This is a genomic window from Achromobacter sp. ACM02, assembly GCF_014851605.1.
Lineage (GTDB): Bacteria > Pseudomonadota > Gammaproteobacteria > Burkholderiales > Burkholderiaceae_B > Achromobacter > Achromobacter aegrifaciens.
The window spans coordinates 693,669-716,611 of the sequence record NZ_JACUZY010000003.1 but is presented as its reverse complement, the minus strand read 5'-3'; the positions used below and the strand labels follow the sequence as shown (position 1 = coordinate 716,611).

The 22,943-nt window shown below is 66.2% G+C and carries 20 protein-coding genes; 7 read left to right on the top strand and 13 right to left on the bottom strand.

Features of this window, described 5'->3' with window-relative positions:
• Positions 1-165 precede the first annotated feature (165 nt).
• From cphA (IB258_RS12145) to IB258_RS12125, 5 genes are all read left to right on the top strand, one after another.
• Entirely contained in the window at positions 166-2,781 is a 2,616-nt protein-coding gene (gene cphA / locus IB258_RS12145) for a cyanophycin synthetase (protein WP_054450818.1), read from the top strand.
• A 62-nt stretch (positions 2,782-2,843) separates the two neighbouring features.
• Entirely contained in the window at positions 2,844-5,414 is a 2,571-nt protein-coding gene (cphA, locus tag IB258_RS12140; RefSeq protein WP_175164107.1) for a cyanophycin synthetase, read from the top strand.
• Between the two features lie 595 nt (positions 5,415-6,009).
• Positions 6,010-6,210 (top strand): CsbD family protein, encoded by a 201-nt coding sequence (locus IB258_RS12135; protein ID WP_006389412.1) that lies wholly within the window; start codon positions 6,010-6,012, stop codon positions 6,208-6,210.
• A gap of 27 nt (positions 6,211-6,237) precedes the next feature.
• Positions 6,238-6,402 carry a DUF1328 domain-containing protein gene (locus IB258_RS12130; protein ID WP_006389411.1) on the top strand — a complete coding sequence of 55 codons (165 nt, stop codon included), beginning with the start codon at positions 6,238-6,240 and terminating at the stop codon, positions 6,400-6,402.
• Positions 6,403-6,471: 69 nt separating this feature from the next.
• The gene (locus IB258_RS12125) at positions 6,472-6,810 is read left to right on the top strand and encodes a BON domain-containing protein (RefSeq protein WP_013392352.1); all 339 of its coding nucleotides are present in this window, start codon (positions 6,472-6,474) and stop codon (positions 6,808-6,810) included.
• A 103-nt stretch (positions 6,811-6,913) separates the two neighbouring features.
• Here the strand turns inward: IB258_RS12125 and IB258_RS12120 are convergent, their stop codons facing one another.
• The 11 genes from IB258_RS12120 to IB258_RS12070 form a co-directional block, all read right to left on the bottom strand.
• Positions 6,914-7,786 carry a PhzF family phenazine biosynthesis protein gene (locus IB258_RS12120; RefSeq protein WP_119450927.1) on the bottom strand — a complete coding sequence of 291 codons (873 nt, stop codon included), beginning with the start codon at positions 7,784-7,786 and terminating at the stop codon, positions 6,914-6,916.
• 78 nt (positions 7,787-7,864) lie between these two features.
• Positions 7,865-9,262 carry a 4Fe-4S binding protein gene (locus IB258_RS12115; RefSeq protein WP_175164111.1) on the bottom strand — a complete coding sequence of 466 codons (1,398 nt, stop codon included), beginning with the start codon at positions 9,260-9,262 and terminating at the stop codon, positions 7,865-7,867.
• A 39-nt stretch (positions 9,263-9,301) separates the two neighbouring features.
• Positions 9,302-10,153: an FTR1 family protein gene (locus IB258_RS12110; RefSeq protein ID WP_054450811.1), complete on the bottom strand. Its 852-nt coding sequence runs from the start codon at positions 10,151-10,153 to the stop codon at positions 9,302-9,304.
• Positions 10,154-10,166: 13 nt separating this feature from the next.
• Positions 10,167-10,520, bottom strand: coding sequence for a cupredoxin domain-containing protein (locus IB258_RS12105; protein ID WP_054450809.1), 354 nt, complete (start codon positions 10,518-10,520; stop codon positions 10,167-10,169).
• Between the two features lie 2 nt (positions 10,521-10,522).
• Entirely contained in the window at positions 10,523-11,059 is a 537-nt protein-coding gene (locus tag IB258_RS12100) for an iron transporter (RefSeq protein ID WP_013392347.1), read from the bottom strand.
• Positions 11,060-11,224: 165 nt separating this feature from the next.
• A complete protein-coding gene (locus IB258_RS12095) occupies positions 11,225-12,235 on the bottom strand; it encodes a linear amide C-N hydrolase (RefSeq protein ID WP_370539826.1) in 1,011 nt (336 codons plus the stop codon).
• Positions 12,236-12,436: 201 nt separating this feature from the next.
• Entirely contained in the window at positions 12,437-13,003 is a 567-nt protein-coding gene (phaR, locus tag IB258_RS12090) for a polyhydroxyalkanoate synthesis repressor PhaR (protein ID WP_042792481.1), read from the bottom strand.
• 117 nt (positions 13,004-13,120) lie between these two features.
• On the bottom strand, positions 13,121-13,858 hold the full coding sequence (gene phbB, locus IB258_RS12085) for an acetoacetyl-CoA reductase (RefSeq protein WP_054450805.1): 738 nt from the start codon (positions 13,856-13,858) through the stop codon (positions 13,121-13,123).
• A 77-nt stretch (positions 13,859-13,935) separates the two neighbouring features.
• Entirely contained in the window at positions 13,936-15,570 is a 1,635-nt protein-coding gene (gene phaC, locus IB258_RS12080; protein WP_054450803.1) for a class I poly(R)-hydroxyalkanoic acid synthase, read from the bottom strand.
• Positions 15,571-15,694: 124 nt separating this feature from the next.
• Complete coding sequence (gene pgeF, locus IB258_RS12075) at positions 15,695-16,459, bottom strand: peptidoglycan editing factor PgeF (protein WP_054450801.1); 765 nt, start codon at positions 16,457-16,459, stop codon at positions 15,695-15,697.
• Positions 16,447-17,445, bottom strand: coding sequence for an RluA family pseudouridine synthase (locus tag IB258_RS12070; protein ID WP_054450799.1), 999 nt, complete (start codon positions 17,443-17,445; stop codon positions 16,447-16,449). Before IB258_RS12070 ends, pgeF begins: the two co-directional genes overlap by 13 nt.
• 137 nt (positions 17,446-17,582) lie before the next feature.
• On the opposite strand from IB258_RS12070, the gene IB258_RS12065 reads away from it, so the two are divergent.
• The gene (locus IB258_RS12065) at positions 17,583-18,341 is read left to right on the top strand and encodes an outer membrane protein assembly factor BamD (RefSeq protein WP_233564578.1); all 759 of its coding nucleotides are present in this window, start codon (positions 17,583-17,585) and stop codon (positions 18,339-18,341) included.
• Positions 18,342-18,389: 48 nt separating this feature from the next.
• Here IB258_RS12065 and IB258_RS12060 read toward each other — a convergent pair whose 3' ends face one another.
• Entirely contained in the window at positions 18,390-19,331 is a 942-nt protein-coding gene (locus IB258_RS12060; protein ID WP_054450795.1) for a GlxA family transcriptional regulator, read from the bottom strand.
• A gap of 85 nt (positions 19,332-19,416) precedes the next feature.
• On the opposite strand from IB258_RS12060, the gene IB258_RS12055 reads away from it, so the two are divergent.
• Positions 19,417-20,628 carry an MFS transporter gene (locus tag IB258_RS12055; protein WP_119450931.1) on the top strand — a complete coding sequence of 404 codons (1,212 nt, stop codon included), beginning with the start codon at positions 19,417-19,419 and terminating at the stop codon, positions 20,626-20,628.
• 69 nt (positions 20,629-20,697) lie between these two features.
• On the opposite strand, the gene IB258_RS12050 is transcribed toward IB258_RS12055, so the two are convergent.
• On the bottom strand, positions 20,698-22,794 hold the full coding sequence (locus tag IB258_RS12050) for an ATP-dependent DNA helicase (RefSeq protein ID WP_192352619.1): 2,097 nt from the start codon (positions 22,792-22,794) through the stop codon (positions 20,698-20,700).
• Between the last annotated feature and the right edge of the window lie 149 nt (positions 22,795-22,943).

Sequence of the window (22,943 nt, the reverse complement as noted above, 5' to 3'; positions counted from 1 at the left end):
TTTCACGCCTTGAAGGCGTCGTATAGTAGCAGCCGATTTTTCTAATTAGGAATATCTGGGATCCCCCACTCGTTGGCATTATTCTAAAGGCGCAACCCCAATAAATTCGCGGTCTTGCATAGGGGCGTCCGCGCGTGCCAACCTGCTTCTCTCGTAAATTAAAACATGAAAAAGAAAGACATTGAATTTCTCGATGTCGTGGCTTTGCGCGGCCCGAACATTTGGACGTACCGTCCGGTACTCGAAGCGTGGGTGGATATCGGTGAACTGGAGGATTATCCCTCCAACACCATTCCCGGCTTTTACGAACGCCTGACGGAATGGCTGCCGACGCTGATCGAGCACCGCTGCAGTCCGGGAGTCCGGGGCGGTTTCCTGTCGCGCCTGAAAGAAGGCACCTGGCCCGGCCACATACTTGAACATGTCACCCTGGAACTGCAGAACCTGGCCGGCTTGCGCGGCGGTTTCGGCAAGGCCCGGGAAACCTCCACCCGCGGCGTCTACAAGGTCGTCGTGCGCGCCTGGCAGGAACAGGTCACCCGCACCGCCCTGAACGAAGCCCGCGACCTGGTCATGGCCGGCATCGAAGACCGCCCCTTCGACGTGCCCGCCGCCATCGCCAAGCTGCGCAGCCTGATCGACAAGCACTGTCTCGGCCCCAGCACCGCCTGCATCGTGGATGCCGCCGACGACCGCGACATTCCCTACATCCGCCTGTTCGAGGGCAACCTCGTGCAGTTCGGCTACGGCTCGGCCCAGCGCCGCATCTGGACTGCCGAGACCGACCGCACCAGCGCCATCGCCGAAGGCATTTCGCGCGACAAGGACCTGACCAAGGAACTGCTGTCGACCTGCGGCGTGCCCGTGCCCGAAGGCCGCCTCGTACGCAGCGAGGACGACGCCTGGGAAGCTGCCGAGGACATCGGCCTGCCGGTGGTCGTGAAGCCCTATGACGGCAACCACGGCCGCGGCGTGTTCACCAATCTGACGACGCGCGAGGAAGTGGTGTCGGCCTACCGCGTGGCCGTGGACGAAGGCAGCGGCGTCATCGTCGAACGCTTCGTGCTGGGCAACGAACACCGCCTGCTGGTCGTGGGGGACCGCATGGTGGCCGCCGCCGCCGGCGAACCGGCCTGGGTGACGGGCGACGGCAAGTCCACCATCACCGAACTCATCGACAGCCAGATCAATACCGACCCGCGCCGCGGCCGCACCGAGAACCACCCGCTGAACCCGGTGCGCCTCGATTCCGCCGCGCGGCTGGAAATCGCCCGCCAGGGCCTGTCGGAAGACAGCGTTCCGCCCGAAGGCCAGCGCGTGCTGGTGCAACGCAGCGGCAACGTCGCCTTCGACGTCACCGACCGTGTGCATCCCAGCATCGCCGCCACCGTGACCCTGGCCGCGCGCATCGTCGGCCTGGACATCGCCGGTGTGGACCTGGTGGCCGAGGACATCTCGCGCCCGCTGGAAGAACAGCGCGGCGCCATCGTCGAAGTCAACGCCGGCCCCGGCCTGCTGATGCATCTGAAGCCTGCCGACGGCACGCCCCGTCCGGTCGGCCGCGCCATCGTCGACCACCTGTTCCCTGAAGGCGATGCGGGCCGCATCCCCATCGTCGGCGTTACCGGCACCAACGGCAAAACCGTGGTGGCGCGCCTGGTGGCCCGCCTGCTGAGCCTGTCCGGCAAGCGCACCGGCCTGGCCTGCAGTGAAGGCCTGTACCTGGACCGCCGCCTGGTGCAAAAGGGCGACCGCGCCGATTTCGCTTCCGGTACGCGCCTGCTGATGAACCGCAACGTGGATGCCGCCGTCATCGAGAACGACAGCGGCGTGATCCTGGGCCAAGGCCTGGCCTACGACCGCTGCCAGGTTGGCGTGGTCACCAACATCGACGACGCCGACCACCTGGGCGACTTCGACATCAATGAAACGGAGCGCATGTTCAACGTGTTCCGCACGCAGGTGGACGTGGTGCTGCCCGGCGGCTCCACCGTGCTGAACGCGCGCGATCCGCGCGTGGTGGAAATGGCCGAGCTATCCGACGGCGCCGTGATCTTCTTCGGCATCGATCCCGCCCTGCCCGCCATCGTCGCTCACCTGCAACAAGACGGCCGCGCCGTGTTCGTGCGCGACGGCGGCATCGTGCTGGCGCATGGCACCCGCGAGGAGCGCCTGGCCACGGTGGCCTCGATCCCGCTGACCCATGGCGGCCGCGTGGCCTTCCAGGTCGAGAACGTGCTGGCCGCAGTGGGCGCGGCCTGGGCGCTGGACATACCCGTGGAGCTGATCCGCGCCGGCATCGAGACCTTCGACATCGACCAGGCCGACGCTCCCTGGCAGTTCACGCTGTTCGAACGCAACGGCAGCACCGTGGTGGTCGACGACGTGCACAACGCCTCGGCGTTGCGCCCCCTGATCGCCGCCATCGACCAGTTCCCGTCGACCACGCGCGCCGCCGTCTACTCGGCCGGCGCCGACCGCCGCGACGCGGACCTGATCGAACAGGGCAAGCTGCTGGGCGACGCCTTCGACCGCGTGGTGCTCTACGACGACCTGACCGTGCGCAGCAAGCGTCCCGAAGGCGAGGCGCGCGCGCTGTTGCGCCAGGGCCTGGCGCAAGGCTCCCGCGTCAAGGACATCCAGGACGAACCCGACCACGGCAAGGCCATCCAGAGCCAGCTCGACGCCATCGCCGCAGGCGACTTCGTCCTGCTGCAGTCCGACGAAGCCTTCTCCGGTCCCACCATCGACCTGGTCCGCCGCTGGATTCAGCAATACTGACAATATCTGCGCGCGCCCTCGCACTAGCGCGGGCGCGCGTGAGCTAGACAGGAATACCTGCCATGGAAGTTTCCCGTATCCGAGCACTGCGCGGCCCCAATCTGTGGAGCAAGAACACCGCGATCGAGGCCATCGTTTCCTGCGCCGACGCCGAATGCTCCATCGACAACCTGCCTGATTTCGAAGCGCGCCTGCGCGCGCGCCTGCCGCAGACCGGGCTGCTGCGTCCGGAAGGCCATCAGGGCGCGGTCTCCATCGCGCACGTGCTGCAGATCGTGGCCCTGACGATGCAGGCTCATGCCGGCTGCCCCGTCACGTTCGGCCGCACCGCCTCCACCATCGAGCCTGGCGTGTTCCAGGTGGTGGTCGAGTACAGCGAGGAAGAAGTCGGCAAGCTGGCGATGGAACTGGCGCAAGTGCTGGTGCGCGCCGCGCTGGACGACACCCCCTTCGATCTCGCCGACGCCTTGAAGCGCCTGCGCGAACTGGACGAAGACGTGCGCCTGGGGCCCAGCACCGGCTCCATCGTCAATGCCGCCACCGCCCGCAACATCCCCTACCGCCGCCTGACCCAGGGCAGCATGGTGCAGTTCGGCTGGGGCAGCAAGCAGCGCCGCATCCAGGCCGCCGAAACCGACCTGACCAGCGCCATCTCCGAGTCAATCGCGCAGGACAAGGACCTGACCAAGATGCTGCTGGACGCCGCCGGCGTGCCGGTGCCCATGGGCCGTTCGGTGACCACCGCCGAGGAAGCCTGGGCCGCCGCCGAGGAACTGGGCGGCCCGGTCGTGGTCAAGCCGCGCGACGGCAGCCAGGGCCGCGGCGTCGCCGTCAACATCGAATCCCGCGAGCGCGTGATCCAGGCCTTTGAAGTGGCCGAGGAAATCAGCTCCGAGGTCATCGTCGAGCGCTACATCCCCGGCCACGACTTCCGCCTGCTGGTGGTCGGCGGCGCACTGGTCGCGGCCTCGCGCCGCGACCCGCCGCAGGTCACGGGCGATGGGGTACAGACCATCCGCCAACTGGTGGACCAGGTCAACGCCGACCCGCTGCGCGGCGACGGCCACGCGACCTCGCTGACCAAGATCCGCTTCGACGACATTGCCCTGGCGACTCTCAAGAAGCAGGGTTTCGAGGCCGACTCCGTGCCGCCGTCCGGCACCCTGATCTTCCTGCGCAACAACGCCAACCTGAGCACCGGCGGCTCGGCCACCGACGTGACCGACGAAGTGCATCCGGAAATGGCCGCGCGCGCGGTGTCGGCGGCCCGCATGATCGGGCTGGACATCTGCGGTGTGGACGTGGTCGCCGAAAGCGTGCTCTACCCGCTTGAAGACCAGAACGGCGGCGTGGTGGAAGTGAACGCCGCCCCCGGCCTGCGCATGCACTTGAATCCGTCCTTCGGCAAGGGCCGCGCCGTGGGCGAGGCCATCATCGCCAACATGTACGCGGACGGCGACGACGGCCGCATCCCGGTCGTGGCCGTGGCCGGCACCAACGGCAAGACCACCACCGTGCGCCTGACCGCCCACATCCTGGGCGTCGCCGGCAACCGCGTCGGCATGACGAATTCCGACGGCGTCTACGTCGACAACCTGCGCATCGACACCGGCGATTGCAGCGGCCCGCGCAGCGCCCGCAGCGTGCTCATGCACCCGGACGTCGACGCGGCCGTGTTCGAAACCGCGCGCGGCGGCATCCTGCGCGAAGGCCTGGCCTTCGACCGCTGCAATGTGGCCATCGTCACCAACATCGGCATGGGCGACCACCTGGGCCTGGGCTACATCAGCACGGTCGAGGACCTGGCCGTGGTCAAGCGCGTGATCGTGCAGCACGTGCACCCCAGCGGCACCGCGGTGCTGAACGCGGCCGATCCCATCGTGGCTGAAATGGCGGCGAGCTGCCCGGGTTCCATCACCTACTTCGCCGAAGACCGCAATCATCCCGTGCTGGCCACGCATCGCGCGCAAGGCCTGCGCTGCGTGTACCGCGACGGCGACTCCATCGTCACCGCGCAGGGCGGCGAAGAAACCCGTTACCCGCTGGCCGCCATTCCGCTCACGCGCAACGGCACGATCACCTTCCAGGTGGAAAACGCCATGGCGTCAATCGCCGCGGCCTGGGCGCTGGGTCTGGACACGGACATCATCCGCCGCGGCCTGGCCAGCTTCGTCAACGACGCCCAGACAGCGCCCGGACGCTTCAACGTGTTCGACTACCGCGGCGCCACGGTGATCGCCGACTACGGCCACAATCCCGATGCCATCCTGGCCCTGGTGCGCGCGGTGGACGCCATGCCGGCCAAGCGCCGTTCCGTGGTCATCAGCGGCGCGGGCGACCGGCGCGACGAAGACATCCGGATGCAGACCGAGATCCTCGGCGAAGCCTTCGACGACGTGCTGCTTTACCAGGACCAATGCCAGCGCGGCCGCGCCGACGGCGAAGTGTTGGCCCTGCTGCAACAAGGCCTGGCCAACGCCACGCGCAGCAAGCACGTCGAAGAGATCCACGGCGAGTTTCTCGCCATCGACACGGCGCTGGCGCGCCTGGGCGCAGGCGACCTGTGCCTGATCCTGGTCGACCAGGTCGAAGAGGCGCTGGATCACATCGCGCGCCGCATCGCGCAAGCCTGAGCCGTACGCGGTTCCTGAAGTGCAAACGGGGCGCCCAAGGGCGCCCCGTTTGCTTCGGCGCGCGCCGATCAGCTGCTGGACGACACCACAGGCGCAGCGGCCTGATAACGGTCCGTCACGTGCGTGCATCCGAGCGCGGCCATCGCGGCCAGCGTCAGCAAGATAGCGCGGCAAAGTCGTTGCGTCATGCGAGTTCCTCTTTCCATATTCTGTGGCCGAACCTGCTTGCGGGTTCCGCGGACACTATACCGGCGCGCGCGTCGGCAAGCCAAGCGCGCATGCCCGCATCCAGACTTGCAGATCCAGTTACCAGCCTCCCTCAAAAGGGGACAAGACATTGCCGGAATGTAACTGCGGCACCTAGTGCGCCTGCAATCTCCTCCCGCCGGAAACCAGGCCATTTTGCCGCCGCCAGGCCGTTACATTTGCCCACAGCCAGGTTTGACGGCCATGCCGCAGGCTCGTACGGTAAGTACATGGCCTGCACGGCAACTTCTTGAACCGGCAGGCCCTAGCTGATCAGTGTCCCACTCAACCGCGACAACCCGGTTTACAGGCCGCAAACCGGATGCCGCTAGCAACAGGAGAGGTCACCATGAACAACGACATCATCGCTGGCAAATGGAAGCAACTGACGGGCAAGGCCAAGGCCGCCTGGGGTGAGCTCACCGACGACGAGCTGACCCGCACCGAAGGCAACGCCGAACGTCTGGCGGGCCTGATCCAGGAGCGTTATGGCAAGACCAAGGAACAAGCTGAAAAAGAAGTCCGCGACTTCTTCGACCGCAATCCTTGATCCGATAAACCACCAGGAGAAGCTGACATGTTGCACTACGCCGTAGTTTTCTTCGTCATCGCCATCATCGCGGCTGTCCTGGGCTTCGGCGGCATCGCCGCCGGCGCTGCCGGCATCGCCAAGATCCTGTTCTTCGTCTTCCTGGTACTGGCGCTGCTGTCCATCCTCGGCGGCGCTTTCCGCAAAAAATAGAACTCGGACCCAAGACACCACACAATCCTCGCGTCCCGACGCGCTGAACCACTAACAAGGAGCATGACTATGGAATTCCGCAAGCTGATCGCCGCCGCTGCACTGGGCACGGGCGCCGTCTTCACTTCCATGGCTTTTGCCGCCGATGACGGCAAGCCGAAACAGTCCGTGGGTGAGTACGCGTCCGACGCCACCGTGACCACCAAGGTCAAGGCTGCCATCGTGGCCGACAAGCAGCTGAGCGCGCTGGACATCGCCGTGGAGACCAATGCGGGCGTCACCAAGCTGACGGGTACCGTCGGCACCGCAGCCGAAGCCGATCATGCCGCCACCGTGGCGCGCGGCGTCGAAGGCGTCAAGCAGGTGATGAACAACATCAAGGTCGACCCGGCCAAGAACAAGAAGTAAGCCCGACCGGGCCGCTTCGGCCCGGTCTTGAAAACAAGGCGGCGCCTGTGTCCGACACAGGCGCCGCCTTGCTTTTGCGCCGCGTCCCGCGCGGCGGTCCTGATCAGACGTCCACTACGCCCCGGCCTATCTCCAGGGCGCGTCCGCCCACCTGGATCCGGCCATCGGCCTGGACGTCCAGCAACAACCGGCAGGGCCTGCCCATCTGGTCGCCCTGCTCCACCAGGATGCTGGCGGGCAAGGGTCGCTTTTGATGCAAAAGCCAGCCGCCCAGATTGGCGCAGGCCGAACCCGTGCCGGCGTCTTCGTTCACGCCGCCGCCCGCCTTGGCGTAGAAATAGCGCGCCACCACCACCTGGCGCCCATCCTGCTGGCGGCTGTCGTCGAAAGCGTAGGCATACATGACCTTGCGGCCCAGGCTGTTGGCCTGCCAACGGTCCAGCCGCGAGGCATCGGGCGCAACGCGGCGTACCGCGTCCACGCTGGCCAGCGGCACCAGCAGTTGATCGGCGCCGGTGTCCAGCCAGATCGGATCGTCCAGCAGATCGCTCGCATCCAGACCCAGCAGGCTGGCGATTTCGCCTCGCTCCAGCGCGGGCGCGGCGGTGCGCACGCCATCCGGGCACGGCGCGGTAAAGGTCCAGGCATCGCCGCGCGCCGTCACCGGCACCACGCCGGCAGCGAACTCCAGGGTCAATGCATCGCCCGTCTGCCGCAAGTCACGCACGACCTGCGAGGTGCCTATGGTGGGATGGCCCGCGAACTTCATCTCGAAGCCCGGCGTGAAGATGCGCACGCGCGCTGCCGCCTTGTCGGAGGGCAGGATGAAGGTCGTTTCGGACAGATTGAATTGCGCCGCCAGATTCAGCATCGTGGCGTCGTCCATGCCGCGCGCGTCTTCGAACACGCAGAGCTGGTTGCCGCTGAAGGTGGAGGAAGCGAAAACGTTGAGCAGGCGGAAAGCGTAGGTGGCCATGGCGGTAGCGATAGTTGAAAACATTGCGCCGGCTTGAGCCGGCGCGTTCCCTACTTTATCGCAAGCCTCGGGCCCGGACTACCAGACCGCGAAGAACAACACCCATGCCAGGCAGAACGGCGCCAGGCCGGCTGCCAGCACCAGCCAGGCCAGCCCCTTGCGCCAACCGCTTGCCGCGCGCGGCTTGAGCAGGCGCGCATACAGGCGCAGCGTCCACAGCACCGCCAGGCTTAGCAGCGTGAACCGCACCGGCGCGGCCCAGGCGGCCTGCATCCCTTCGTGCTTGAGCAGATTTACGGTGGTGGCCGACAGGCCCAGGAACACGCCGATGCCGGCGGAAGGAATCAGGGCCTGCGCCAGTTTGTGCAGGCCAGGACGGCCCCAGCGCGTCGCGGGTTCGCCTTCCACCGGCGCGGCGGGCGCCAGGCGGTCGGCGATCCACAACGACAGGAAGGAAGCGCCGCCGACACAGATCGTGGCGCCGACGACGAACATCAGGATGCCGGCGCCGTCCAGCCACGAGAAGCTGTCGTTCACTTCCGGGTAATGCGTCAGGATGAACCAGGGCGCGTTGTCCAGCAGCGGCCACATGATGTCGTGTTCGACCAGCCAGGTCGCGGCCCACTGCTTGGCGGTCACGTACCAGGGGCTGGCGCTCCAGAGGAAGGCGCCGATCGCGATGCCCATCAGGCCGAAGCACAGCAGCGCCGTCTGCCATGGATCGCCATGGGTGACATGCACGATTTCTTCTTCGGGCGAACGCGGCGTCAGCTCGATCGCACCGCGATAGCCGCTGCAGCGTCCGCAGACATGGCAGTCGCCCGCGCCCTTCATGTGGCGCAGCGGTACCAGCGGCGCACAGTTGATGGGCTCGATGCGGATGACAGGATGACGCCACTTCTCTTCGTCGACCTTGAAGTGCCAGGGAGCCAGCTTGGCCAACAGGTTGAAGACGCCGTTGACCGGGCACAGGTACTTGCACCACACGCGCTTGCTGCGGCCGTAGCGCCAGCCGACGATCATGGCCGCCACCGTGGACCCGCCCAACACCGCCAGCACCGCCAGCGGATATTGATAGACGCTGACCAGTTGACCGTAGACGGTCGTCAACGCGAACGCGACGAAAGGCCAGCCGCCCCAACGCATCCATTTCGGAATCGCATGGCCCTGGCCGCGCTCGCTGGCCCATTCGGTCAGCATGCCCTCGGGACAGAGCCAGCCGCACCAGGCCCGGCCCAGGATGGGCATGGAAATCAGCACGAACGGCCACCACACGCCCCAGAACGCGAACTGAGCGACGATGGTCAGATTGTTGAAGACCGAGGCCGCGTTGTCCGGCAAGGGCAGGATCGCGGGCACGATCAAAAGGAACGCGTATATCGCAACAATGCCCCACTGCAGCTTGCGCAACAGCGGGGCATGGTCACGGAGAAAGTCGGCGATACGGGAGGTCGCCCTCCCGAGTGCAGCTGCCATGGTCAAACCTTCAAATATTCAGTCCGGCAACAGTCGGGTTCAGGTGGCGCTGCGGGCGGCGGTGGCAGCGCCTGCAGGCTTGCTCCCCACCCAGCGCAGCAGCGCCCACACAATGATCCAGTAAGCCACCCACAACAGCACCGAGATCAACGCAGGCAGCGCGCGGTAGCCGGCGAAGTCGGCCAGGACCTTGCCCACGCCGGTGCTGTCGCTCAAGAGCCACGAGCTGTCCCAGACCGGATCCACGATGGTCGGCAGCACGTCCAGCGAAATCAGGTGATCCAGGCCGCCCACCAGCAGCGAGCCGGCCAACAGCAGCAACAGGATTTCGGTCACGCGGAAGAAGCGGCGCCAGGTGATGAGCTTGCCGCCCAATTGCAACAGCCAGAACGTCAGCAACGCCACCACAAAACCGGCCACGCCAGCCAGCGCCAGCATCAGCATGTCGCTGCCGCCCTCGCCCGCCGACACGGTGCCGTACAGGAACACCACGGTTTCGCTGCCTTCGCGCGCCACGGCAATGGCCACCAGCACGAACAGGCCCCACCAGTTGTCGCTGGCGACGGAAGCGCGGGCCCCGCCTTCGAGTTCGCCCTTGAGCGTGCGGCCGTGCTTCTTCATCCACACGACCATCTGCACCACCAGCGCGCACGCGGCCAGCGACATGATGGCCTGGAACCATTCCTGGCCTTCGTCGCTGAGCCAGGAGGAGACGCCCAGCAGCACCAGCGCCAGGGCCACGGCCAGCGCCAGGCCTGCCGCGACGCCACCCCACAGGTAGTTCAGGCCGCGCTTGCCCTCCGGCGTGGAGCGCAGCCAGGTGTAGAGTATGCCCACCACCAGCATGGCTTCGACGCTTTCACGCCAGACGATAAAGAGGACCTGTTCCATATATTGCTACCGCTTATTCCTTGGGTTTGACGACCAAGGTGCCTTTCACGCTCTGGTGAAAGTCATCAAAAAATGGATACTCGCCGGGGCGGGAAATGGTGATCACCACGAAAGACTTCACACCCGGCCCCAGGACTTTTTCCTTGCGCAGCGGAATGCTTTCGAATTCCACCGGCTCGTTGCTCTCGTTGATGAGCTCGATCTTGAAGCGGCCCGCCGGCACTTCCAGCGTGGCGGGCTCGAACGTACCGTTCGGCTTGAAGGTCAGCGTGAACGTGGGTAGTTCGTCAGCCTGCGCGGGCGCCCCGCCGGCCAGGCCGGCCAGGCCGATCAGCAATGCGGCGGCAACGCGAAGCAGGCTGCGCACGATCAGTAACCGCCCTTCTTGCCGGTGCCGGCGTAGACGAATTCATATTCGAGGTCGAAGGGCTCGAACCACGGCCCCACGCCGGTTTCCTTGTCGACGTGACGGCCGAAGTGACTCATCTTGTCCGCGGTCGGCGGCAGGATGGAGTACTTCAGCTTGTACTTGCCCGGACCTTCCAGCTTGACGTTCTCGCCGTAGTGCGGACCGTCGTTGGCGACCATCGGCATGAAGGTGCCCTTCTGCACGTTCTGGCTGCCGACCTTCTGGATTTCGTACTTCACGACCAGGTAAGGCACCCACTCGCCTTCGGGGAAGCCCGTCTTGTTGCCGGCGGTGGCGTGAATGTCGGCCTCAAGGTGCACATCCGAATCCTTGGCCGGGCGCATCATGCCCGGGGGGTCCATTTCGATCGGCTGCAGATACACCGCGCCGATTTCCATGCCGCCCTTTTCCACCGGTTTGCCGATGGGGTATTCGGCCGCGTTCGCGGCGGAAACGCTCAGGGCGACAATGGCCAGGGCCAAGGCTTTCTTGATCATGTGCATAATCCTTGAGACACAAATGAGACGACGGCTCCTAAAATACAAACAAGAACCGTTTTCATTAATGTAACCAAATCAACTGACAGAACCCTGAACCTCGGATCAGGAAAATCTGCGGATCATTGCGTTTGATCAAGCGGCGAAAAAGGCCCTGACCTTTTTTCAGAGCCCGAGAAACTTGAACGGCGCCGCGGGCTGGAAGTCGCGCGTGGCGTCGCCCGCAAACGTGTGGCGCTGATCCGGCCCCAGGTCCAGCTTCAGCACCTTGCCGGTTTCCGGACTGAAGTCCAGGGCCTTCAGGTCCACCCAGAACGTGTTGGGCGTCAGGGCCGATTCGAAGAAGTACAGCTTGCGCTGGTGGTCGAAGACGGTGCGCCAGCGGGTGGACGAGATATTGGGCTGTCCGGGCGTGCTGATGCCATAGGGTACGGAGACGTTGCGTATCACGCTGAAGACGCTGGCCAGCGCCTTGTTGGGATCGGGATCCTTGGGGATGGCGTTGATGTAGAACGATGCGCGCACGAAACGGTCGGCTGCGCGGTTGGTGCCCGGCAGCATGGTGGTGCCGCCGATCTGCTGCCAGTAGGCATCGAGCGCAAGCTGCTGCTCGAACTGAGGCGAGTTGGTCATCACCTGGTAGTCGCGGCTATGGTGGATCACCTGGCGTCCGCCGATGTATTCGATGATGGCGCTGTCGCCGCTGGCGTCCGAGATCGACAGGTGCAGCGTCGTCAGGCGGTCCTCGCCCGGCACGTTGTCCGAGACGATGGTGTAGGGTTCCTGCTCCAGCGCCGCCACGGCCTCCTTGACGGTGGCGTAGTTGTCCAGCACGTATTGCGCCCACGCCGCGATGGTCAGGCCGGGCTTGCTCTTCGCATCGAATTGCGGGTACTGCGATTCGGCCAGCCACAGCAGATTGGCGCTCAGGCCCGCCTCGTTCACGCCATCGGTGGTGGAGACGTCATAGCCGGACGTGACCACGCTGCCGTAGCGCGAAGTCCAGCGCAGGGAGTTCGGGCCGGCCTCGCCGCTGCGCGCCATGCCGCGCGGCAATACCCACAGGTTGCTGGTGATGTCGTTCTTCCAGTCCATGGAGCGTGCGGTAACCACCTGCTGGTTGGCGCCATGGAAGACCACGCGTGTGCAAGCCCAAGCGGAGGGCGACGCGGACATGGCCGTCAAGCCTGCCAGTGCCGCGCAGGCCAGGCGGGAAAACGCCTTGTTCAGTCTCATGCTTGCTCTCCGAGGTATCTGTACTTGCTTGCCGCGCGAGCAGAACCTGCACGCGGTGATGAAAAAACACCCCAAGAACCAGATCTCTGTCCGGCTTTTGGGGTGCTGATCGATGAGGCCGCGCCAGGCACGGCCCCACCATTACTTGCGGCCGGGACCTTGCGTGCCGCCAGGCGTGAACGGGAAGGTCGAGAACATGGCGCGGGTCTGATCCTGCATCTGGTCCTGCATCTGCACGAACAGATTCTTGCTCTGGTCGATGTAGTTGTTCATCATGTTCTGCAGCATGGGCGTCTGCACGTTCATGAACTGGGCCCAGGCCTCGGGGCCGAACTGGCTGCCGTACAGGCCCTTGGATTGCTCCGCCATGCGTTGCTGGATTTCCATGAAGGCCTGGATGTTCTTTTCCAGGTAGGAACCCATGATGCCCTGCATGGCATGGCCATAGAAACGGATGATCTGCGACAGCATGTTCGAGGAGAACATGGGCATGCCGCCGCTTTCCTCTTCAAGGATGATCTGCAGCAGGATGCTGCGCGTCAGGTCTTCGCTGCTCTTGGCATCGACGACCTGGAATTCTTCGTTTGCCAGGACCAGTTGCTTGACATCTGCCAGGGTGATGTAGGTGCTGGTCCGGGTGTCGTACAGGCGACGGTTGGGGTACTTTTTAATCAGGCGCAGGCTGGCGCCGGTTTGTGCTTGCGTCATGGTTGTCCCCGGATCGGGCGATCTCTAAGGCTTCGGATAGGGTTAGTGTAATCCGGAGGGCCCTCTCCCCGAGGCCCTCCGGCGCCGACGGGCCGCCCGCTGGCGGCCCGCGATGGGTCAGCCCATGTGCAGGCCGCCATTGAGCGAGAAGTCCGCGCCCGTCGAAAAGCCGGACTCGTCCGAGGCCAACCACGACGTCATGGACGCGATTTCTTCCGGCGTGCCAAGGCGGCGCACCGGGATGGTGGCGACGATCTTTTCCAGCACGTCGGGACGGATGGCGCGGACCATGTCGGTGCCGATGTAGCCGGGCGAAATCGTGTTGACGGTGACGCCCTTGCTGGCGACTTCCTGGGCCAACGCCATGGTGAAGCCATGGATGCCGGCCTTGGCGGTCGAATAGTTCGTCTGGCCGAACTGGCCTTTCTGCCCGTTCACCGAGCTGATGTTGATGATGCGCCCCCACTGGCGTTCGACCATGCCGTCGATCACCTGTTTGGTCACATTGAACAAGCTGTTCAGGTTGGTGTCGATGACCGCGCGCCAATCGTCCGCGCTCATCTTGCGGAACAGGCCATCGCGAGTGATGCCCGCGTTGTTGACCAGCACGTCGACCGGGCCCAGCTCCTTCGTGACCCGTTCGAAGGCTTCTACCGTGGAGTCCCAATCGGACACGTTGCCCACGGACGCGTAGAACGTGTAGCCCTGCGCTGCCTGCTCATCCAGCCACTGCTGGTAGTTGCGGCTGGGGCCGCAACCTGCCACCACGCGAAAGCCATCCTTGGCCAAGCGCTGGCAAATAGAGGTGCCGATACCGCCCATCCCGCCTGTAACGTAAGCCAGTTTTCCGCTCATTGGACTTCCTCCTGTGTGCGACGGACGCCTCGTTGATTAACCTTCTTCTCGTCTGGGCCTAACCGCTGGTCGCGGCTTCAGGCTGCCCGGACTTTCACATATCTGCCAGGCGCCGGCTCTATCGGCCGGTACTTGGCATTGCCCAATTTTTCACGCGCCTTGACCTGCTTGCCGGAATGGCCCGACAGCCAGCCGGCCCAATCGGGCCACCAGCTGCCCGGCGTCTCGACCGCTTGCGCGAACCAGGTGTTCGGGTCGCCAGGCAGATGATGGCCTGACTGTTCAAGCTTGTCAGCAGCCCAGTAGCTGCGGCGCTTCTTCGCCGGAGGGTTCACCACGCCGGCGATGTGGCCGGACGCCCCCAGCACGAAGCGCTGCGGTCCGCGCAGCACCTGGGTCGACGCATACGCCGAAACCCAGGGCACGATATGGTCCTCGCGTGACCCGAAGATGTACGCCGGCATTTCCAGGCGCGTCAGGTCCAGCGGCAGGCCCGCGGCCTGCGCGCGGCCCGGCACCTTGAGGTTGTTCTCCAGATAGGTATTGCGGAAATACCAGGAGAAGAACGGGCCGGGCAGATTGGTGCTGTCGCCATTCCAGAACAGCAGGTCGAACGCGGGCGGCTTCTGGCCTTTCAGGTAGTTGCCGACCACATAGTTCCAGACCAGCTCGTTGGGCCGCAGGAACGAGAACGTGGTGGCGAGATCGCGCCCGGGCATCAGCCCGCCCTGCCCCAACTGGTGGTCGCGCAGCAGCGCGTGCGCTTCGTCGACGAAGACGTTGAGGATGCCGGTATCGTGGAAATCCAGCAGCGAGGTCAACAGGGTCAGCGACGCGACCGGATGCTCGCCGCGCGCCTCGGCCAGGGCCAGCGCGGAAGCCAGCATCGTGCCGCCCACGCAGAAGCCCAGCGCATTGACCTGCGGCTGTTTGGTGATGTCGCTGGCCACGCGCAGCGCCTGCAGCACCGCGTCGTCCAGATAATCGGACCAAGTCGCGCGGTCCACGCCATCGGTGTCGCTGGACACCGGATTGCGCCAGGAAATCAGGAATACCGTATAGCCCTGGTCCACCGCGTGCCGCACGAAGGAATTTTCGGGCTGCAGGTCCAGGATGTAGAACTTGTTGATGTTCGGCGGCACGATGACCAGCGGCCGTTCGTGCACGGTGGCGGTCGACGGCGCGTACTGGATGAGCTGGAACAACCGGTTTTCAAACACCACTTCGCCCGGCGTCACGGCGACGTTGCGGCCGATCTCGAACTGCGATTCGTCGGTCTGCGTGATGCGGCCTTTCTTGACGTCCCCCAGCAGATTGGCCAGCCCTTCGTTGAGCGCGCGTCCGGCGCTTTCGACGATGGATTGCTGGGCATCCGGGTTCAACGCCAGGAAGTTCGACGGCGACAACGCGTCGACCCATTGCATGATGGAAAAGCGCAGGCGATCGCGCATGGGCTCGCTGACCTGGGCCGCGTCGACCATGCGCGACATGGCGCGGGCCGACAGCAGATAGGTATGCGCCAGCAGCAGGTGCGAATGATTGGAGGCCCAGGCATCACCCGAAAAACGGCGGTCTGGCGGCGGCGCAAGCGCGCCACGGCGGGCGTCATCGCAAAGGCGCTGCCACTCGCGGGAGAATTCGGCCTGAATGTCGGCCAGGACTTCCGGTGCCACGCTCACCGGAATGGGCCCTGCGGAGAGATTGGCATTCACTTCGACACCTTGTTATCGAAACTACGCGATTGATGTTGCATTCCGGGTCCGGGACTGTCAATGCGGGTATACAAGGAGGCCTGACAGGGTATGACGCAAGGCCGGCTGCGGGCCTTGCGCCAGATCAAACCGGGCCTAGCCAGGCCAGCAAAGCCATGCGTCCGGTTTCGCCGTCGCGGCGGTACGAGAAGAACCGGTCCGCCCCGGCCACCGTGCACATCCCGCTCAAGGACACTTCTTGTACTCCGGCGCGGCGCAGGCGGAAATCAGCCAATCCGGCGAGGTCGGCCAGCCATTTTCCGGAAATGCCCGGCCGCGGCGTGAAGTAGCGCAGGGTTGCCGGATCGTCCTTGGTGAACGCGTCCAGTACGTCCTGCCCGACCTCGAACGCCTGCGGGCCGATGCCGGGGCCGACCCAGGCGCGCCAGCCCGAGGCCTGCGGCGCCTTGGCGCGCATGGCCGCGAGCGTGTTCTCCAGCACGCCGCCCGACAAGCCGCGCCAGCCGGCATGCGCCGCGCCCAGCACCGTGCCTTGCGCATCGGCGATGACCACGGGCAGGCAATCGGCAACCATCACGGCCAGCACGCGGCCGGGCTGCGCCGTGACGCTGGCGTCGACCGCCGGCTCGTCCGGCAGGTCGGCCTGATCGGCATCCACCACTACGCTGCCATGGACCTGACGCAGCCACAGGGGTTCGGCCGGCAGCGCAGCGCGCACGCGGCGCCGGTTCTCAGTCACCGTGTCCGGATCGTCCCCGGCGCGGCGGCCCAGATTCAAGGTGTCGTGCGGCGCGACGCCCACGCCCCCTGCCCGGGTCGTGCAGAAGTAGTTCACGCCCGGCCATTGCGGGCCCGTCACCACCGGCAAGCCTGCCACTACGCGTTCCATGCAATCTCTTCCTGGACCAAGCTCATGTCGGGAGGCACGGCCGCGGTGAAGTCGACTTCGCCGCGACCGCCCGGATCTTCGAAATGCAGCGCGCGCGCATGCAGCATCTGCCGCTGCGCGCCCGCAATGTTCTTGCCGCCGTAGATGGTATCGGCCAGCAGCGGATGCCCCAGGCTGGCCATGTGCACGCGGATCTGATGGGTGCGGCCGGTTTCCAGGCGGCACACCACTTCGGTGACGCGGCCGCCGGGATCAGCCTCGCCGCGGCGGGCGGGCATGTAATGGGTGATGGCGGGCTTGGGCGCCACCGGGCGCTCCACGCTCATGCGGACCGGCACGCGCGCATCGCGGCCGATGGGACGATCGACCTTGCCGGCCGCGGCCAGCCAGCCGTGGACCAGCGCCACGTACTCGCGGCCCATGCTGCGCGCCTGCAATTGGCGCACCAGGTGGGTCTGGGCGGTTTCGTTGCGCGCCACGACCATCAGGCCGGAGGTGTCCTTGTCCAGGCGGTGCACGATGCCGGCGCGCGCCACCTGCGCCAGTTCGGGATAGCGGTACAGCAGGCCGTTGAGCAGCGTGCCGCTCCAGTTGCCGGCGCCAGGATGCGTCACCAGGCCGGCGGGCTTGTTCACCACGATCCAGTCGGGGCTTTCGGCCACGACCGCGAACTCCACGGGTTCGGGCGCGAAGGCCAGGGTTTCGGGCGCGGGCTGGGGCCAGACGGTGAGTTCGTCGTCGGGTCCGACCGTCTGGCGGATCTTGCCGGGCTTGCCGTTCACGTGGACGTTGCCGGCCTCGATCCAGCCCTGCAGCCGGCTGCGGGAATGCTCGGGCATCAGCCCCGCGAGCACCTTGTCCAACCGGTCGGCGCGCGTGCCGGAAGGCACTGTTACAAATTGCGGTTCCCCCTGCGGGTTTTCTTCGGAAATACCCAGGAGTTCGTCGTCGGAAACGAGATCCGCGCCGGAGGCTGTATCAGACATGGAGACAAATCATATAATCAGCCTTGCATGCTAACACCAAGGATACGATTCTCGTGATTCACCACTCCGCAGCTCCCTCGAATCCCGCCTCCCGAAGCGGGCCGGTCTTGCGCGTGGTTATCGCGCTGCTCGCCGTGATGGTCATCGCCGGTTGCGGCTCGAGCAACAGCAAGTACGACAAGACCACCAACTGGAGCGCCGAACAGCTCTACGCAGACGCCAAGGCGGAAATGGCCTCGGGCGGCTGGAAAGAAGCGCGCGAACGCCTGACCGCGATCGAAAGCCGCTACCCCTTCGGCGTCTACGCCCAGCAAGCCCTGCTTGAGCTTGCCTACGTCAACTGGAAGGACGGCGAAAACGAGCAGGCCCTGGCCGCCATCGACCGCTTCCAGCAGCTCTACCCCAATCACCCCGGCACCGACTACGCCCTTTACCTGAAGGGCCTGATCAACTTCACCCCGGCCAGCGCCTTCATGAGCAGCATCACCGGCCAGGATCCCGCCGAGCGCGATCCCAAGGGCCTGCGCGCGTCCTACGACGCGTTCAACGAGCTGATCAAGCGCTACCCGGACAGCAAGTACACGGTGGATGCCGAGAAGCGCGTCGCCTGGCTGGTCAACACCATCGCCATGAACGAAGTGCACGTCGCCCGCTACTACTACGAGCGCGGCGCCTACGTGGCCGCGGCCAACCGTGCGCAGACCGTCATCACCGACTTCGAAGGCGCCCCCGCCACCGAGGAAGCGCTCTATCTGATGGTCGAGTCCTACGACAAGCTCGGCCTGACCGAACTGAAGAACGACTCGCAGCGCGTGTACGACAAGAACTTCCCCAACAGCGAATTCAAGACCAAGGGCCTGAAGGCCGACAAGAGCTGGTGGAACCCGTTCAACTGACGTAACGCCCGCCGCACCAAGCAAAGCCCCTGCCACGCAGGGGCTTTTTCATGCCGGCGCGCCGCGCCGCAGCGCTTGCGGCGGCTGCCCGTAGATGCGGATGAAGGCGCGGCGCATGCGCTCCGTATCGCCGAAGCCCACCCGGCGCGCGATGGCATCCATGCCGGCCTCGCCTTCCTCGACCAGTTCACGCGCAGCCTCGGCGCGCACGCGCTCCACGGCCTTGGCCGGGGTCTGCCCGGTTTCCAGCTTGAACTGGCGGCAGAACTGGCGCGGACTCAGGCAGGCCACGCCGGCCAGGCGCTCGATGTCCAGGACTTCGTCCAGGTGCTGGCCCACATGGGCCAGCACCTCGCGCATGCGTCCGCTGGCTGGCGCCAGGTCCTGCAATGCAGAGAACTGCGACTGCCCTCCCGTGCGCCGGTGATAGACCACCATCTCGCGGGCGGTGGCGCGGGCGACCGCCTCGCCGTGGTCCGCCTGCACCATGGCCAGCGCCAGGTCGATGCCGGCCGTGATGCCCGCCGAGGTCCAGACCGCGCGGTCCTCGACGTAGATGCGGTCCGCTTCCACCGCAAGCGCAGGATGGCGCTGCTGCAGTTCGGCGGCATGACGCCAGTGGGTGGTCACGCGGCGCCCTTGCAGGATGCCGGCCTGCGCCAGCACGAACGCGCCGGTGCAGACGCTGGCCACGCGCCGGCCGCGCGCATGCGCGGCGCGCAGATAGGCCAGCATGGCCGGGGCCGCCTGGGGTTCGCGCGCGCCCTGGCCGCCCGGCACCAGCACGGTGTCGGCGCGCAGACCGCGCCAGGGCCGCGTCAGCACGGGCACGCCGGCCGAACAGCGGACCAGGCCGCCTTCGGCCGACGCCACGGCCACTTCGTAGGCGCCCGGCACCAGTTCGGCAGCGATCTGGAAGACCGACAGCGGGCCTGCCATGTCGAGCAGCTGGAAGTTGGGTACGGGCAGGATGCAAACGCGATGGGTCATGGCATGAAATGAGGGAAAATAGTCATTCTTGCCATAGTTTCCGGCGCTAGAGTGGGGCCTGTCAATCCTCCGGACTCCCACAGCCATGACCTCCTCCACGCGCGGCCTGCGCAATGCCCGTATCCTCGCCGTCTGCCAGGGCCTGTACATCGCGGCGATCTCCATCGACCTGACCCTGACGGCGCTGACCGGCCAGATGCTGGCGCCGCATCCGGCCCTGGCCACGCTGCCGTTCGCGCTGATCACCGTGGCGGGCGCCGCGGTCACCTGGTATGCATCGCTGCTCATGCAGCGCATCGGCCGCCGTGCGGGCTTCATGCTGGGATCGCTGGCGGGCGCGGCCGGCGGGCTGATTTCCGTGGCCGCGGTGTTCGCCAGCGACTTCTGGCTCTTCTGCCTGGGCACGGCGCTGGTCGGCGTGTTCCAGGCGTTTGCGCAGTACTACCGCCTGGCCGCCGCCGACGCGGTACCCGCCGAGGCCAAGAGCCGCGCCATATCCGTGGTCCTGACGGGCGGCGTCATCGCCGCCATCGCGGGGCCGGCGCTGGCGGCCTGGGCCAAGGACATCTTTCCCGCCGCGATCTTCTCCGGCGCCTATCTGATGGTGGCGCTGCTGGGAGCCGCCAGCGCGCTGCTGCTCATCGCCTACCGCGACCAGGAAGGCGAAGGCGGCCAGCCCGCCGACACGCAGGCCGCAGGCCTGCCGGCCCGTCCTTTGGGCGAGGTCATGCGGCAGCCGATTTTCGTGGCGGCCCTGGCCAACAATGTCGTGGGTTCGGTGTCGATGATGTTTGTCATGACGGCCGCGCCGCTGGCCGCGGTCGCCTGCCAGCACAGCATCGCCGATGGCGCCAGCATCATGCAGTGGCACCTGATCGGCATGTACGCCCCGGCCTTCTTCGCCGGCGCGCTGATCAACCGGCTGGGGCTGCCCCGCGTGCTTGGCATGGGCATGGCGTTGAACGCGGCCTGCTCGCTGATCGCGATGCAATCGACTTCGCTCACGGCCTTCCACGCGGCATTGTTCTGCCTGGGCGTGGGCTGGAACTTCATGTTCGTCGGCGGCACCACGCTGCTGGCGCAGTCCTACCGTCCCGCCGAACGGGCGCGCGTACAAGGAGCCGCCGAAATGCTGCGCTACGCCACCACCGCCCTGGCCACGCTGGCCGCGGGTCCGGCCCTCGTGCGCATGGGCTGGGAAACGTTGAACGCCGCCATGCTGCCCATCGTGGGCCTGGCCGCGGTCATGACCGGGTGGTGGGCGATGTCGCGGCGGACGGAACGGGTCGCGGCCTGAGGCGGCTGGCAGGGGGGCCCGCTGGCGCGGGCAGCCCCCAGGGCTGGCTGATTGTGGCGTGAACGGCCGCTAGTCCTGCGGTTCCTGCTTGCGCCGGTAGAACGCCAGTACTTCTTCCAGTTCGCGCGTCCGCGCGAACGGCGGCAGACCGCGCCACAGGCGCTTGCCATAAGGCTTTTCGACCAGGCGCGCGTCGCCCACCATGAGCACTCCCCAGTCCGATTCCGTACGGATCAGACGGCCCGCGCCCTGCTTGAGCGAGATCGCGGCTTCGGGCAGTTGGTATTCCGCAAAGGGATTGCCGCCATGCGCACGGCAGGCGCGCAGGCGCGCCTCGATGACCGGATCGTCGGGCGGCGCGAACGGCAGCTTGTCGATCGCCACCAGGGTCAGCACGTCGCCGGGCAGGTCTATGCCTTCCCAGAAACTGGCGCTGCCCACCAGCACCGGATGCTCCAGTTTGCAGAAGCGGTCCAGCAGATCGCGGCGCGTGCCCTCGCCCTGCTTGAGCAATGGCCATTCATGGCCGGCATCGTCGAAGGCGTCGGCCAGCAGGTTGGCGACCTTGTCCACCGCGCGCAGCGTCGTGCACAGCACCAGCGTGCCGCCAGGGCTGGCCTCCAGCAGCGGCAGCAGGGTCTGCACGAAGCGGTCGAGGAACTGCGGCGATTGCGGTTCGGGCATGCCGCGCGGCACGAACAGCAAGGCCTGTTCGGGATAGTCGAAGGGCGATTCCCATTTGCCCGTGCGCGCCTTCTCCAGCCCCAGCTGGCTGGTGAAGTGCGTGAACTCGCCGTTCACGGACAGCGTGGCCGAGGTCATGATCCAGGCCTGGCCCGGCTTGCGGTACTTGGAAAAAGCCTGGGCCACCGACAGCGGCGCCGAATGCAGGCGCACGTGGTGCTGCCCGTGTTCGACCCAGCGCACCGCCGGGCCGGTCCATTGTTCCGCCGCGGCCGCGCCCTCCAGGATGGCGGCAGGCGTGGGCAGTCCATCGCCCAGCGCCGGTTGCACGACGGGTTCGGACGCCTGGTCGTCGCGGCCCCAGCCTTCGTCGGAATGGTCTGCGCCCGCCCGGCCCGGCGTGGCCCAGCGCTTCAGCCGCACCGAAATCTCGGCGCCGCTGCGCGCGGCCGCCATCAGGTCCGGGTGCTTTTCGGCCACCGCGCCCAGCGCCTTGGCCGCGCCGTCCACGGCCTCGCGCAGCGCCAACAGCGCTTCGTCGAATTCCTCGGGATTGGGGATGACCTCGAAAGTCGCCTTGCGGCCGGGCATACGGTCCAGCGGCGCACAGACCAGGCGCAGCTCGCGCGCCGCCGTTTCCACATGGCGGCTGACGTCGCTCCATTTGGCGGCTTCGCGCGCGTAGGCCAGGCCGGCCGCTTCCAGCGCGCGGCCGAAATCCAGCAACTGGTGCGTGGACACGCTGCTGCCCAGAAAGCGGGTGGCCGTGTCCGGCAACTGGTGCGCTTCGTCGAAGATCACGGTGTCCGCTTCGGGCAGCAGGTCGGTCACGCCCTCTTCGCGCAGCACCAGGTCGGCCATGAACAGGGCATGGTTCACGACCACCACGTCGGCTTCCTGCGCCTGGCGGCGCGCCTTCACCACGAAGCAGTCGCGGATGCGCGGGCATTCCTGGCCCAGGCAGTTCTCGCGCGTGGAGGTCACGCGCTGCCAGATGTCGGCGTCTTCCGGTACCTGCGCCAGGTCGCCGCGGTCGCCCGTCTTGGAAATGCCCGCGAACACCTGGATCTGGCGCAACTGCTGGATTTCGGTGCGCGACTTCAGCGCGCGCTCGTCGCCCTGCAGGCGGTCCAGGTGGTAATGACAGACGTAGTTGCCGCGGCCCTTGAGCAGCGCGGCCGTCACCGGCGCGGCCAACGCCGCGCGCACGCGCGGCAGGTCACGGGCGAAAAGCTGGTCCTGCAGGGTGCGCGTACCCGTGGAAATCAGCACCTTGCCGCCCTGGATGAAGGCGGGTACAAGATAGGCCCAGGTTTTGCCGATGCCGGTGCCTGCCTCCGCCACCAAGGTGGCGCGGTCCTGGATGGCCTGCCCTATGGCCTGCGAGAGTTCGACCTGTGAAGGCCGGGGCTTGTAGCCGGGCAAAGCCGTGGCCAAAGGCCCGTCGGCGTCGAAGAATTCGGAGATATCCAGGTCCAGCATAGCGAGTCAACGGTGAACCGGTGCCGGTTGCGGTTCGGGCGCCAGACACTTGGGTGGGAAAGGACCAAATGATACCCGCTGCCGGGCCGCGGATTGGCCGCCAGGCCGTCGCGAGGGGGACATATCCGTCCACCCTGGCACGTTTTGTA

Excerpts from the sequence above, each read along its gene's own strand:
- cphA (WP_175164107.1), top strand. The coding sequence starts at position 2,844 with ATGGAAGTTTCCCGTATCCGAGCACTGCGCGGCCCCAATCTGTGGAGC.
- IB258_RS12060 (WP_054450795.1), bottom strand. The coding sequence starts at position 19,331 with ATGACCCATCGCGTTTGCATCCTGCCCGTACCCAACTTCCAGCTGCTC.
- pgeF (WP_054450801.1), bottom strand. The coding sequence starts at position 16,459 with ATGGAACGCGTAGTGGCAGGCTTGCCGGTGGTGACGGGCCCGCAATGG.
- IB258_RS12055 (WP_119450931.1), top strand. The coding sequence starts at position 19,417 with ATGACCTCCTCCACGCGCGGCCTGCGCAATGCCCGTATCCTCGCCGTC.
- IB258_RS12070 (WP_054450799.1), bottom strand. The coding sequence starts at position 17,445 with ATGTCTGATACAGCCTCCGGCGCGGATCTCGTTTCCGACGACGAACTC.
- cphA (WP_054450818.1), top strand. The coding sequence starts at position 166 with ATGAAAAAGAAAGACATTGAATTTCTCGATGTCGTGGCTTTGCGCGGC.
- IB258_RS12100 (WP_013392347.1), bottom strand. The coding sequence starts at position 11,059 with ATGATCAAGAAAGCCTTGGCCCTGGCCATTGTCGCCCTGAGCGTTTCC.
- IB258_RS12110 (WP_054450811.1), bottom strand. The coding sequence starts at position 10,153 with ATGGAACAGGTCCTCTTTATCGTCTGGCGTGAAAGCGTCGAAGCCATG.
- IB258_RS12125 (WP_013392352.1), top strand. The coding sequence starts at position 6,472 with ATGGAATTCCGCAAGCTGATCGCCGCCGCTGCACTGGGCACGGGCGCC.
- IB258_RS12095 (WP_370539826.1), bottom strand. The coding sequence starts at position 12,235 with ATGTCCGCGTCGCCCTCCGCTTGGGCTTGCACACGCGTGGTCTTCCAT.
- IB258_RS12065 (WP_233564578.1), top strand. The coding sequence starts at position 17,583 with ATGGTCATCGCCGGTTGCGGCTCGAGCAACAGCAAGTACGACAAGACC.
- IB258_RS12135 (WP_006389412.1), top strand. The coding sequence starts at position 6,010 with ATGAACAACGACATCATCGCTGGCAAATGGAAGCAACTGACGGGCAAG.
- IB258_RS12120 (WP_119450927.1), bottom strand. The coding sequence starts at position 7,786 with ATGGCCACCTACGCTTTCCGCCTGCTCAACGTTTTCGCTTCCTCCACC.
- IB258_RS12130 (WP_006389411.1), top strand. The coding sequence starts at position 6,238 with ATGTTGCACTACGCCGTAGTTTTCTTCGTCATCGCCATCATCGCGGCT.
- phaR (WP_042792481.1), bottom strand. The coding sequence starts at position 13,003 with ATGACGCAAGCACAAACCGGCGCCAGCCTGCGCCTGATTAAAAAGTAC.
- IB258_RS12115 (WP_175164111.1), bottom strand. The coding sequence starts at position 9,262 with ATGGCAGCTGCACTCGGGAGGGCGACCTCCCGTATCGCCGACTTTCTC.
- IB258_RS12050 (WP_192352619.1), bottom strand. The coding sequence starts at position 22,794 with ATGCTGGACCTGGATATCTCCGAATTCTTCGACGCCGACGGGCCTTTG.
- phbB (WP_054450805.1), bottom strand. The coding sequence starts at position 13,858 with ATGAGCGGAAAACTGGCTTACGTTACAGGCGGGATGGGCGGTATCGGC.